At 70.4% G+C, this 12,732-nt stretch carries 10 protein-coding genes; 5 read left to right on the top strand and 5 right to left on the bottom strand.

From position 1 onward, the window contains the following. Positions 1-33 precede the first annotated feature (33 nt). Positions 34-534 (top strand): CGNR zinc finger domain-containing protein, encoded by a 501-nt coding sequence (locus tag ACGFW6_RS24710; protein WP_393513743.1) that lies wholly within the window; start codon positions 34-36, stop codon positions 532-534. 235 nt (positions 535-769) lie between these two features. Here ACGFW6_RS24710 and ACGFW6_RS24705 read toward each other — a convergent pair whose 3' ends face one another. After that, entirely contained in the window at positions 770-2,113 is a 1,344-nt protein-coding gene (locus tag ACGFW6_RS24705) for a UDP-glucose dehydrogenase family protein (protein WP_393513740.1), read from the bottom strand. A 188-nt stretch (positions 2,114-2,301) separates the two neighbouring features. On the opposite strand from ACGFW6_RS24705, the gene ACGFW6_RS24700 reads away from it, so the two are divergent. Together ACGFW6_RS24700 and ACGFW6_RS24695 are read left to right on the top strand one after the other, a co-directional pair. After that, positions 2,302-3,459 carry an acyl-CoA dehydrogenase family protein gene (locus ACGFW6_RS24700; protein ID WP_393513737.1) on the top strand — a complete coding sequence of 386 codons (1,158 nt, stop codon included), beginning with the start codon at positions 2,302-2,304 and terminating at the stop codon, positions 3,457-3,459. Between the two features lie 219 nt (positions 3,460-3,678). Then, the gene (locus tag ACGFW6_RS24695) at positions 3,679-4,038 is read left to right on the top strand and encodes a four-helix bundle copper-binding protein (RefSeq protein WP_393513734.1); all 360 of its coding nucleotides are present in this window, start codon (positions 3,679-3,681) and stop codon (positions 4,036-4,038) included. A gap of 61 nt (positions 4,039-4,099) precedes the next feature. On the opposite strand, the gene ACGFW6_RS24690 is transcribed toward ACGFW6_RS24695, so the two are convergent. After that, a complete protein-coding gene (locus tag ACGFW6_RS24690) occupies positions 4,100-5,392 on the bottom strand; it encodes an LCP family protein (RefSeq protein WP_393513731.1) in 1,293 nt (430 codons plus the stop codon). A 119-nt stretch (positions 5,393-5,511) separates the two neighbouring features. On the opposite strand from ACGFW6_RS24690, the gene ACGFW6_RS24685 reads away from it, so the two are divergent. Then, on the top strand, positions 5,512-6,069 hold the full coding sequence (locus tag ACGFW6_RS24685; RefSeq protein ID WP_393513728.1) for an acyl-CoA thioesterase: 558 nt from the start codon (positions 5,512-5,514) through the stop codon (positions 6,067-6,069). A gap of 79 nt (positions 6,070-6,148) precedes the next feature. On the opposite strand, the gene ACGFW6_RS24680 is transcribed toward ACGFW6_RS24685, so the two are convergent. Then, positions 6,149-7,603 (bottom strand): LCP family protein, encoded by a 1,455-nt coding sequence (locus ACGFW6_RS24680; protein ID WP_393513725.1) that lies wholly within the window; start codon positions 7,601-7,603, stop codon positions 6,149-6,151. Positions 7,604-7,745: 142 nt separating this feature from the next. On the opposite strand from ACGFW6_RS24680, the gene ACGFW6_RS24675 reads away from it, so the two are divergent. Next, positions 7,746-8,774: a glycosyltransferase family 2 protein gene (locus ACGFW6_RS24675; protein WP_393513722.1), complete on the top strand. Its 1,029-nt coding sequence runs from the start codon at positions 7,746-7,748 to the stop codon at positions 8,772-8,774. A 90-nt stretch (positions 8,775-8,864) separates the two neighbouring features. Here ACGFW6_RS24675 and ACGFW6_RS24670 read toward each other — a convergent pair whose 3' ends face one another. Then, a complete protein-coding gene (locus tag ACGFW6_RS24670) occupies positions 8,865-10,442 on the bottom strand; it encodes an LCP family protein (protein ID WP_393514181.1) in 1,578 nt (525 codons plus the stop codon). Positions 10,443-10,885: 443 nt separating this feature from the next. Beyond that, on the bottom strand, positions 10,886-12,691 hold the full coding sequence (locus ACGFW6_RS24665; RefSeq protein WP_393513719.1) for an LCP family protein: 1,806 nt from the start codon (positions 12,689-12,691) through the stop codon (positions 10,886-10,888). Positions 12,692-12,732 lie beyond the last annotated feature (41 nt).

Raw genomic sequence — 12,732 nt, 5'->3', positions numbered from 1 at the left:
GGGGTGGGGAGAACTGAGGGATAGCGTGCAGCCATGAGTGAGAGATCGCCCGCGCCCGGGGGCCTGGAGCTGGTCCAGGCGCTGGTCAACACGCTGGATCTGGAGTCGGGCGCGGACTCGCTGGACACCGAGCAGGGCCGGGCGCGCTTCGGGCTCGGCGAGGGGGACGTGGCGGGGGCGCGGGAGCTACGCGAGTCCCTGCGCGTGGTCCTGCTCGCCCACGCGGGCCACCCGCCGCACCGCGAGGTGCCCCCGCTCGGCGCTCTGCTGGCGGCCAGCCCGCTGCTGGTCGCGGTCGACGCCGCCGACGGCTCGGCCGCCCTCGCCCCCGCCGACGAGGGGCCGCTGCGCTCCAGGGTGGCGGCGGCCATCGCGCAGGCCCTGGTCGAGGGCACCTGGATCCGGCTGAAGTCCTGCGAGGCGGTCGACTGCCACTGGGCGTACTACGACCGCAGCCCGGCGGGGCGCGGCCGCTGGTGCTCGATGCAGGTGTGCGGGGCGCGCGCGAAGATGCGGCGCTACCGCGCCAAGTGAGCCATTTCGAAAGGTCGTTGAAGATTCATTCGGCGTGATACGCCCGGGTGCGGCAGAATGCGAAGGACGCCGTTTCGGCCGACTGAGCCTCGGCCGAAACGGCGTCACCCGTGTCGGGCGCCGGCGGTGGCGTGCCGCAGGCAACGCCCTGAAGGGGCGCGGGGGAACTGCGCGACCGGCCACGACGGCGCCGCAGACGAACGACGGCGCACGTCGCGGCACCTCCCGCGGAGCGCTACGCGGTCGGGCGGCCCATCGCCCGGTAGCTCCAGCCGGCCTTGCGCCACAGCTCGGGGTCGAGGGCGTTGCGGCCGTCCAGGATGACCCGGGCCGCCGCGGCCTCGCCGAGCGCCTTCGGGTCCAGCTCGCGGAACTCCCGCCACTCCGTCAGATGCAGGACGACATCGGCGCCGCGCACCGCCTCGATCGCGCTGTCGGCATAGCCGAGCGTCGGGAAGAGGCGGCGGGCGTTGCCCATGCCCTTCGGGTCGTAGACCGTGACCTGGCCGCCCTGGAGGTGGATCTGTCCGGCGACGTTCAGCGCGGGCGAGTCCCGTACGTCGTCCGAGTCGGGCTTGAAGGTGGCGCCGAGCACCGCGACCCGCTTGCCGAGGAACGATCCGCCGCCCAGCGCCTGCCGGGCGAGCTCCACCATCTGCCCGCGCTGGCGCATGTTGATCGAGTCGATCTCACGCAGGAACGTCAGCGCCTGGTCGGCGCCCAGTTCACCGGCGCGGGCCATGAAGGCACGGATGTCCTTGGGCAGGCAGCCGCCGCCGAAGCCGATGCCGGCGCGCAGGAACTTCTTTCCGATCCGGTCGTCGTGCCCGATGGCCTCCGCGAGCCTCGCGACGTCGCCGCCGGCGGCCTCGCAGACCTCCGCCATCGCGTTGATGAAGGAGATCTTGGTGGCCAGGAAGGAGTTCGCGGAGGTCTTCACCAGCTCGGCGGTGGGGAAGTCGGTGACGACGAAGGGGGAGCCGTCGGCGATCGGCGTCGCGTACACCTCGCGCAGCAGCTCCTCGGCGCGCTCGCTGCGCACACCGACCACGATCCGGTCCGGGTGCAGGGTGTCGTCGACGGCGAAGCCCTCGCGCAGGAACTCCGGGTTCCAGGCCAGCTCCACCTCGCCGCCGCCCGGCGCGAGCTCCAGGATGCGGGCCGCGAGCCGGTCCGCGCTGCCCACCGGCACGGTCGACTTGCCGACGACCAGGTTCGGGCCCCGCAGGTGCTTGGCGAGGGACTCGACGGCGGAGTCGACGTAGCTCATGTCGCAGGCGTACTCGCCGTGCTTCTGCGGGGTGTTCACGCAGACGAAGTGCACGTCGCCGAACTCGGCGACCTCCGCCCAGTCCATCGTGAAGCGCAGCCGGCCCGTGGAGCCCTCGATGCCGGCGACGTGCTTGCGCAGCAGATCCTCAAGGCCGGGCTCGAACATCGGGACCTGCCCCCGGCCGAGCATCTCGATCTTCTCGGGCACGACATCGAGCCCCAGCACCTCGAACCCGAGCTCGGCCATGGCCGCGGCGTGGGTGGCGCCGAGATAGCCGGTTCCGATCACAGTGATCTTGAGGGCCATGGGGGACTCCATAAGGGGGAGGGGGCGTGCGGGCCCGAGCATAGTCGGAGGGTCTGACCGGCAACTTCCCCGCTGTCGCCAAGCTCACGTATCCCTCCCGTGAGCCGCCCCCTAAAATTTGAGTTACTTAACGGTAATTAGCGTCAGCATCACACTTGCCACCCAGCGTCCTTGGAGCGTGAGAGACCTTGGCCGGATCGGCTGATTTCGACCTGTACCGCCCGTCCGAGGAGCACGACATGCTCCGTGACGCCATCCGCTCCCTGGCCGAGGCGAAGATCGCGCCGCACGCCGCCGCGGTCGACGAGGACGCCCGCTTCCCGCAGGAGGCGCTGGACGCCCTGGTCGCGGGCGACCTGCACGCGGTGCACGTGCCCGAGGAGTACGGCGGCGCGGGCGCCGACGCGCTCGCCACCGTGATCGTGATCGAGGAGGTGTCCCGCGTCTGCGCGTCCTCCTCGCTGATCCCGGCGGTGAACAAGCTGGGCTCGCTCCCGGTGATCCTCTCCGGCTCCGAGGACCTGAAGAAGCGGTACATGACCCCGCTCGCCAAGGGCGAGGGCATGTTCTCCTACTGCCTGTCCGAGCCGGACGCCGGCTCCGACGCGGCCGGCATGAAGACGAAGGCCGTCCGTGACGGAGACCACTACATCCTCAACGGCGTGAAGCGCTGGATCACCAACGCCGGCGTCTCCGAGTACTACACGGTGATGGCGGTCACGGACCCGACGAAGCGCTCCAAGGGCATCTCGGCGTTCGTCGTGGAGAAGTCCGACGAGGGCGTCTCCTTCGGCGCCCCGGAGAAGAAGCTCGGCATCAAGGGCTCGCCGACCCGCGAGGTCTACCTGGACAACGTCCGCATCCCGGCGGACCGCATGATCGGCGAGGAGGGCACCGGCTTCGCCACCGCGATGAAGACGCTGGACCACACCCGCATCACCATCGCCGCCCAGGCCCTCGGCATCGCCCAGGGCGCCCTCGACTACGCCAAGGGCTACGTCCAGGAGCGCAAGCAGTTCGGCAAGCCGATCGCCGACTTCCAGGGCATCCAGTTCATGCTCGCCGACATGGCCATGAAGATCTCGGCCGCCCGCGCCCTGACCTACCAGGCCGCCGCCGCCTCCGAGCGCGGCGACGCCGACCTCACCTACCTGGGCGCCGCCGCCAAGTGCTTCGCCTCGGACGTGGCGATGGAGGTCACCACGGACGCCGTGCAGCTGCTCGGCGGCTACGGCTACACCCGTGACTACCCGGTCGAGCGCATGATGCGCGACGCCAAGATCACGCAGATCTACGAGGGCACCAACCAGGTCCAGCGCATCGTCATGGCGCGCAACCTGCCGTAGCCCCGCGGGATTTGACGACGAAGGGTGTCCGGGTCTCCCGGGCACCCTTCACCCGTTCGGGCCCGCGGCACCGCCTCCGGCGGAAATGCGGGGGTGCGTGCCCTGTGCGACTTCTGGTGTGAATTGTTCGCGCCCGCCCGATGGCGCCCCGCCGTGGGCGGGCGTAGGACGGAAGAGCACGGGGCCCGCCCCGGGCTCCCGCGTCCCCCAGGAGGAGCCATGACCCAGCCCGGAACCATGCCGATGAGCAAGGAGATGCAGGACTGCGTCGACGCGTGCATGAGCTGCCACAGCATCTGCGAGGAGACCATGAGCTCCTGCATGCAGATGGGCGGCCAGGCACAGATGCAGATCATGCGCGCGCTCATGGACTGCGCCGAGACGACCCGGATGTGCGCGGACATGATGATGCGCCGCTCACCCATGTCGGCCGAGATGTGCGCGATGTGCGCCAAGGCCTGTGAGATGTGCGCCGAGGCGTGTATGTCCATGCCGGACGATCCGCAGATGATGCGCTGCGCGGAGGCGTGTCGCCGCTGCGCCGCGACCTGTCACGCGATGGCCGGCGCCACGATGTGACCGCCGCCTGACAGCAGTCGAGGGCACCCGGTACGGGTGCCCTCGATCAGTGTGGCCGCGCCTACTTGTCCGAGACGGTCACCGTCTCGTCGTTCTTCAGCTGCTCCACCAGCTTCTTCACCTTGGCGGTGTCCCACTGGAGGTTGCCGTTCGCGGAGTTGCCCGAGATCGGCATGTTCATCGACTTGCCCTCGCCGCCGCTGACACCCTTCATCGCCCAGAACATGGACGCCAGGTCCCACAGGCTCATGTCCTTGTCGACGGTCAGGGAGTCCAGGCCCGCACCCATGGTCGGGTACAGCTTGAAGGGGTTCAGGACCGTGCCCGGGGTCGCGACCTGGTTGGCCAGGGCCGAGAGGAACTTCTGCTGGTTCCTCGTCCGGTCCAGGTCGGAGCCGGGCAGCGCGTACCGGGTACGGACGAAGGCCAGCGCCTCCTCGCCGTTCAGGGTCTGCTTGCCCTCCTTGAAGTCGGCCCCGGACTTGGAGTCCTTGATGCCGCCCTTCGGGATGTCTATCTCGACGCCGCCGACGGAGTCCACGATGTTCGCGAAGCCGGCGAAGCCGATCTCGACGTAGTGGTCGATGTGCAGACCGGTGTTGGCCTCGACGGTGCGGACCAGCAGCTCGGGGCCGTCCTCCGCGTACGCCGCGTTCAGCTTCGTCTGCCGGCCGGTGGCCTCGTAGAGCTTGCCGGAGTCGGAGCCCTTGTAGGACGGGATCGTGACGTTCGAGTCACGCGGCAGCGAGACCAGGGTGTCGCCGTTGCTCCCGACGTGCAGGATCATCATCGAGTCCGTGCGCTTGCCCTCGGCGGAGCCGGTGTGCAGTGCCTTCTTCTGCTCGTCGGTCATGCCCGCGCGGCTGTCGGAGCCGACGATCAGGTAGTTGGTGCCCTCGCCCGCCTCCGGCCGGTCGATGACCTTGGACAGGTCGACGTCACGGTTGAGCTTGGAGTCGGCCCAGAAGTAGGTGGCGACACTCGTGACCACCAGCAGCGTCACGAGCGTGATCGCCGTCAGCTTGATGCGGCGGCGCCAGTTCGGCGCGGGCCGCGGCTCGTATCTGCCGTCGTCACCGGGGCCGCCGGGACCACCGCGGCCGTAGACCTGACCCGTGTTGTAGCCGCTGTCGTACCCGTCGTCGTAGCCGTCGTCGGCGTAGCCGCCGTGCCCCTGGCCGTTCACGTACGACGGCTGCTGCGGCACGCTGCCGTAGCCCTGGCCGGGCGAGGCCGCCGGACCGCGGCGGACCTGTCGCATCACGCGCGCGCCCTCGGGCTGTGCGCCTGCGCTGCCGCGTCCGTAACGGCTGCCGCGGTTGTCGTCGGACCATGCCTGGGGCCAGTCATTCATGCGCCCCAGTGTGCAGGGCCCGGCCAGGGGTCTTACAAGGTTCGGCGGAAAATAGAGGCACGGCTGTTGCGAACCCAACACAAAGTCCGCGAATGTCAGCTCGGCATAAGGTGGACGTCATGACAGACCAGGTCACCGCAACGGAGTCGGGCAATCCGGAGATCCCGGGCAAGCCGACATCCGCCTCCCGCACCACTCTCAGCCACATCATGACCCATAACGACACCAACCTTCTGGGGACGGTGCACGGCGGTGTGATCATGAAGCTCGTCGACGACGCCGCGGGAGCCGTGGCCGGCCGGCACTCCGGCGGCCCCGCCGTCACCGCGTCCATGGACGAGATGGTGTTCCTGGAGCCGGTCCGCGTCGGCGACCTGGTCCATGTGAAAGCGCAGGTCAACTGGACCGGCCGGACCTCGATGGAGGTCGGCGTGCGGGTCCTGGCCGAGCGCTGGAACGAGTCGACGCCGCCCACGCAGGTGGGCTCGGCGTACCTGGTGTTCGCGGCGGTGGACGCGGACGGCAAGCCGCGCCGGGTGCCTCCGGTGATGCCGGAGACCGAGCGCGACAACCGCCGCTACCAGGAGGCCCAGATCCGCCGCACCCACCGCCTGGCCCGCCGCCGCGCCATCAAGGAACTGCGCGAGAAGCGGGCGGCGGAGGGGTTCGAGGACTGAGCCGTCCGTCACAGCGCCGGCGGAACGCGGTCGAGACGGTATGGCCGGATCCCGACCCTGTCGCGGAGCCACGAGCCCGTTACGAGCACCCCGTCTCGTCGCCCCGCACCACCGCCGAGTGACTCTGCAGCGGGTCCTGCGCCCGCACCTTGCGGACCTGCTCGAAGTCCGTGCCCACGATCACCTTCAGCGTCGGCCCGAGCCCCTTCACCGCCCGCAGCTCGCTCCCGGGCAGCGCCGCCGCCAGGGACTTCGCCGAGCGGTCCCAGCCGGGATCGTGGGCGACGACCGTCCGCTTCAGCGAGCGTTCCGCGGCGGCCACCGGGCTTCCCGTCGTACGGAACCCGATCCCCGCCAGCGCCGCGTCGGCGCGCTTGCCGAGGCCCTCCCGCGCGGTGCCGTTCTCCACCTGGACACGGATCTGCTGGGGGGCGACCTCCACCGGGACGGCCCGGTGCCTCGGGCGCTGCCCGGCCAGCGGCTCGTCCTCGCGCAGGGCCCGGAAGAGACGCTCGGCGCGCTCGTTGTCCCACTTCACCGTGGACCCGAGGCCCTTGACCGTGTACCCCAGCTGCCCGATCGGCACGGTCGTGAACTCCGACGACGACGGTGAGAAGTTCCGCATCGCCCGCCCGAGGTCCAGCAGTTCGCCCGTGCCGAACTCCTTGTCGGCCCGTACCGACCCCAGCACCGCCCGCGTGACGTCCCGGAACCGCATCGGGTTCAGCAGGATCCCCGACGATGTCGCCCGCTCCACCAGCGCCGCCATGAACCGCTGCTGACGCTGCACCCGCCCCAGGTCGGAGTCGCTGTCGATGTGCCGGGCGCGCACGAACTGCAACGCCTCGCCGCCCATCAGCCGATGGGAGCCGGCCGGCAGGTCCAGCCCGGTGTAGGAGTCCTTCAGCGGCTCGGCGGTGCAGATCCGCACCCCGCCGAGCACGTCCACCGTCTTCATGAAGCTGGTGAAGTCGACCTCCAGATAGTGGTCGATCTTGACGTGGGTCATGTGCTCGACGGTGCGCACCGTGAGGTTCGGACCGCCCTCCGCGTACGCCGCGTTGATCTTGATCGGGTGCGCCTCGCGTCCCTCGCCGGCCGGCACCTCGGCGTAGGAGTCGCGCGGCAGGCTCACCACGCTCGCGCGCTCCCGATCCGCCGAGATGTGCACGATCATGATCGTGTCGGTGCAGTGGCAGGGCGCGCCGCCCAGCTTGTACTTGCGCCGCTCCTTGTCGCTGATGCGGTCGCGGCCGTCGGTGCCGACGAGCAGGACGTTCATCCCGTGCCCGGTCGGCGGCCGGTTCTTCATGTCCTTGAACGGGTCCACGCGCGCGATCTTCGCGTCCAGGCTGGTCACCACCGCGTGCCCGATGCCGGCGGAGGCGAGCACCACGACGGACAGCGTCGTCACCGCTCGCATGGCCCAGCGTGGCCGCCTGCGCCGCGCTGGAGCGACCGGCCGCTCGCCGCCGCGGGACGGCTGCGGGCGTCGCTGCGCGGGGGCGGGGGAGCGGCGGGGCGGCGTGGGCATGAAGCGATACCTCCGCTGGGGCTTGCCCTGGGGGCCGAACGTGGGATCCGTGAGCACCGTAGGGCCATACGATCTGCTGCCCGGAGCACCGGCACCGGCGGGGCGCACCGGTGTCCCCCGTTCGCGGTAACGTGAGCCCCCTATGAACGCCAATCCCGACGTGCAGCTCCCCGCCGTGTCCGTCATCATGCCCGTCCTCAACGAGGAGCGGCATCTGCGCGGAGCCGTCCAAGCGATCCTCGCGCAGGAGTACGCCGGCGAGATGGAGGTCGTGATCGCCCTCGGTCCGTCCACGGACCGCACGGACGAGATCGCCGCCGAGCTCGTACGGGACGACTCCCGTGTGCACACCGTCCCGAACCCCACCGGCCGCACCCCCGCCGCCCTCAACGCCGCGATCAAGGCGTCCCGCCACCCGATCGTCGTCCGCGTCGACGGCCACGGCATCCTCTCGCCGAACTACATCGCCACCGCCGTACGCCTCCTGGCGGAGACCGGCGCGCAGAACGTCGGCGGCATCATGCACGCCGAGGGCGAGAACGACTGGGAGCACGCCGTCGCCGCCGCGATGACCTCGAAGATCGGCGTCGGCAACGCGGCCTTCCACACGGGCGGCGCCGCCCAGGCCGCCGAGACCGTGTACCTGGGTGTGTTCCGCCGCGAGGCGCTGGAGCAGCAGGGCGGCTACAACGAGGAGTTCATCCGCGCGCAGGACTGGGAGCTCAACTTCCGCATCCGCGAGGCGGGCGGCCTGATCTGGTTCTCGCCGGAGCTGAAGGTGTCCTACCGCCCGCGGCCGTCGGTGAAGGCCCTCGCCAAGCAGTACAAGGACTACGGCCGCTGGCGTCACGTCGTCGCCCGCTACCACGCCGGTTCCATCAACCTGCGCTATCTCGCCCCGCCGACGGCGGTCTGCGCGATCGCGGCGGGCCTGGTGCTGGGCGCCCTGGTCACCCCGTGGGCCCTGGTGGTCCCCGGCGGCTACCTCGCGGCGATCGCCGCGGGCTCGGTCCCGGCGGGCAGGGGCCTGTCGCTGAAGGCGCGCCTGCAGATCCCCGTCGCGCTCGCGACGATGCACATGTCCTGGGGCTACGGCTTCCTGACCAGCCCGCGTTCGCTGGCCCGGAAGGTCATCGCCTCCCGCCGCCCCGCGGTCCTCAGCGCCGGCTGAGGCCCACGTCCGGCGGCGCCGAGCGCCACATGAGGCCCGCGCCCCGCGGTGCTCGGCGTCGACCGAGCCGGCCGCCGGGCGCGGTGCCCGTCACCAGGTGAATCCGTCGTTCACCTTCATGCACGCCTTGGTGTCGGAGGCGTTCAGCGCCTCCGCCGTGTCGGGAGTCCTGTCGTCCTGCTTCGGGGCCTTGTACGCCGTGCCCTCCCGCCAGTCGGCGCCGACGACCAGGGTGACGCCGGAGACGTCCGTGGACTTCTCCACGGCACTCGTCGGGATGCCGAGGGCCTTGGCGAGCCGCTGGGCGTCGCCCTGCAGTTCGGCGCTCGGGTAGCGCACGACGGTCGTGTCCGCGGTCGGCGTCGTCGAGGAGTCCGCGACGGCCCGCCCGAAGCCCTTGTCGACGAGCAGCCCGGCGACGGTGGTCGCCCGCCCTGAGACCGGGGCGAGGACATCGGTGCGGGTGCCGTTCTGCACCTGCACGGCGATCTCGCCGTCCGCGGCGGCCGGGTCGGTGGGCGCCGTCTCCTCGGTGGTCTTCTTCTTGCCCTTGCCGTCGAGCGAGATGTCCTCACGCACCAGCCGGAACAGCTTCGTCGCGTCCTCGGTGGGCTCCACGCGCGAACCGACGTACCGGTTGGGCATCGTCGTCATGGTGATGCGCGACGTCGGCACCTTCTTGAGCTCGCCCGCCAGGTCGTAGAGCTTGGCGACGGTGCCCAGACCCTCGTCGACGGTGAGCGCGTTCGTGGCGGCCTCGGCGAGCTTGCGGAGCTTGTTCGGGTTGCTCAGCTTGGCGTTCTTGCGCAGCTCGCGCACCATCGAGTTCATGTACTGGTGCTGCGCCTTGGCGCGGGCCAGATCGCTGCCGTCCTCGAAGCCGTACCGCGTGCGCAGCCACTGCAGGGCCTGCTCGCCCTTGACGTACGTCGTGCCCTTCTCCAGCTTCAGCCCGGAGCCGTGGCCCTCGCTGTCCTTGGAGTGGATGTTCTTGTCGACACAGACCGGGACGCCGCCGATCGCGTCCGCCATCGACACCACACCCGAGAAGTCGATCATCATGAAGTGGTCGATGTGGATGTCGGTGAGCTTCTCCCACGTGGCCACCGTGCACCCCGGACCGCCGCGGCCCAGCGACTGGTTCGTCATCGCGCGCTGACGGGCGTCGTAGACGTCCCCGCTGTCGGGGTCGGTGCACTTGGGTATGTCCACGAGCGTGTCGCGGGGCATGCTGACGACCGACATGTTGGTGCGGTCGGCGGAGACGTGCAGCAGCATCTGGACGTCGGCGAGCGGTGTGCCGCCGAACGTCTCCTTGGCGCCGCCGAGTTTCTGGTTCTCCTCGGTGTCGCGGGCGTCCGAGCCGATCAGCAGGATGTTCAGCGGCGTCTGCCCGGCCGCGTTCGCCTCGGACTCGGCGGCGCGGTCCTTGGCGTCGCCGATGTTGAGGTCGTCCTTCTTCAGATTGCCGTTGAGGTGCTGGTAGTAGAGATAACCGGCACCCGCGGTGCCCAGTATCACCACCGCCAGTACCGTCGCCGACCAGCGCAGCACGCGCCGTCTGCGGGGTCTGCCGTCGGTTCCCCGGCCGCCTTCGGAACCCCCGCCACCGTGCCGGCCGCTCAGGGCGGCCGGCGTGTCCTGGTCGGCCCGCGGGGTGAGCGACATGGTGTCGTCCACCGCGGGGGCCTCCCCTCGCACACTGCTCTGCGCCAACTCTCCGCCCTTCCCCACCCTTTGCCCGGCACGGCCGTGCTCCGCGTCGGACCTCCCTGTCCGGTGCGGAGCGAACCATGCCAGGCCACCCTGTCCGACACCGGTTCGCCACCTGTCAGACCTCTGTGGGTCCGAGCCGGGTTGGCCACGCGCCGGCAAAATCCGCGCCGGCCCGGCCGCGTGGCGCGCCCGGCCAACGCCGGCCGACACACCGGTGTCGTGTGTCAGACCAACGAGCGACGGAGACAGTTGCGTTCCGCGCCGCAGTTTCCCTACGACGGTCCTCGCGCGGCGATCCCCCTACGTGGACCGGGTTGCCCCGGGCACCACGCGGGCGCGGGCCCGTCCCGCCCGAGAGGCGGGCGGGACGGGCCCGGCGGGCCGCCAACGGCGGGCTACTTGGCGCACTCGACCTTGTCGGCCGTGGACTTCTCCACGTCCGGCGCCTTCGTCGGCGCGGTCATCGACACGCCCGCGCCCTTGAAGTCCTTGCCCAGCGTCAGCGTCATCGTGGGCAGCCCCTGCGAGTTGGTGACGCTCTTGCCCGGCTTCATCGCCGACCCGGAGAGCCCCATGATGTCGGCGAGCCGGCGCGCCTGGTCCGCCTGGTCCGGCCCGTACTCCAGCGTCGTCCTCGCCAGCGCCGCCGGGGCGTTGCCCGCGTTCTCGGACTTCGTCACGCCCTCCTCGTTCTGCAGCCAGGTGAGCGTCGCCGAGGCGCTGCCGTCCTTCGCCCCGCCGTTGAGGATCTGCACCCGCACCTCGGAGGCGTCGGCCTTGGTGCCCTTGAGACGGGCGGCCACGGCGGCGGCCTCCTTCTGCTTCTGCTCCTTGACCGCCGTGAAGGAGACGTCGTTCTGGATCGCCTCGAAGACCTCGGGCGCCGTCGACTCGTTCAGCACGACGGTCGTCTTCACCTGCTCCGCCGGGTTGTCGATCACCGGAACCGTCGTGAAGGTCAGGTTCTTGGTGTTGAGCTTGCCCAGCTCCAGGCCCAGGTCCTTCAGCTTGTCGATGGAGTCGAGCTGGGAGTCGACGGTCAGCGCCTTCGTGCCCGCCTCGGCCAGCTTGATCATCTTGGTCGGGCTGCTGAGCGTGTCGTTCGACTTCAGCTTGCGCATCAGCGCGCTGAGGAACTGCTGCTGGAGCCCGATCCGGCTCAGGTCACCGCCGAAGCCGACCGAGTGCCGGGTGCGCACGAAGGCCAGCGCGTCCTCGCCCTCGATCGTGTGCTTGCCCTTGGTGAGGTTCAGCTTGGAGTCGCGGTCATTGATGTCCTTGGCCAGGCACACCTCGACACCGCCGACCGCCGTCGTCAGCGTCTTGACCGCGTTGAAGTCGGCCACCATGAAGTTGTCCGGCTTGATCCCGGTCAGCTCGGTGACGGTACGCGCGGTGCAACTGGGCGTGCGGTCCTCCTGGCCCAGGCTGGTGTTGAAGCGGACACCGGTCTCGCCCGGGATGACCTTCTCGGAGCCGTCCTCCTGCGTGGTCGGACAGTCCGGGATGTCGACGATGAGGTCGCGCGGGATGCTCAGCGCGGTCGCGTTCGAGCGGTCCTTGGAGACGTGCAGCAGGATCGTGGTGTCGGCGTGACCCGCACTGCCCGAGTCGCCGTACTTCTCGTTGCCCGCGCCCGTGCGCTTGTCCGTGCCGATGAGCAGGATGTTGATGGCCTTGTCCTTGCTGAAGCCACCGGTGCTCGCGCCGTCGTCGTTCACGGACTGGATGTTGTCGTTGAGGTGCTCGATGTAGAGGTAGGCACCGGCCGCGGCGGCGACCACCACGAACGCCATCACGCCGCCGGTCCAGAGCGCGGCCTTCTTCGCCTTGCCCTTCTTCTTCACCGGCCGGCGACTGCGCCGCCCCGGCAGAGGCTCCTCCGGCGCCCCCCTGCGCCTGCGCTGTGGCGGGACCTCACGGCCCGGCGCCTGGCGGGACTCACGTCCCGGCGCGGCGGTCCTGTTCCGTACGGTGCCCCCCGCGTCGCCCGCGGCGCGGGCACCCCCCGCGCCCTTGGCGGCCGTACCGCCCGAACGTGCGGCGGCTCCTGCGCGGGAAGCGGCTCTGCGGGGTCCCGGAACCGGTGACTGCGGAGAGGAAGGACCCAGTCGCAGTTCGTATTCACCGGTGTTCGGATTGAGCACCCACTGGTCTGCGGGATCGATGTCGTCCGCCCGCCCACGGCCTTGCGCGTCCACGGTTGTCTGAATCCTCCGTCGGGGCCACGCGGCGCCTACCC

It is taken from the genome of Streptomyces sp. Y7 (assembly GCF_043195415.1).
Lineage (GTDB): Bacteria > Actinomycetota > Actinomycetes > Streptomycetales > Streptomycetaceae > Streptomyces.
This window is presented reverse-complemented; position numbering and strand designations above follow the sequence as displayed.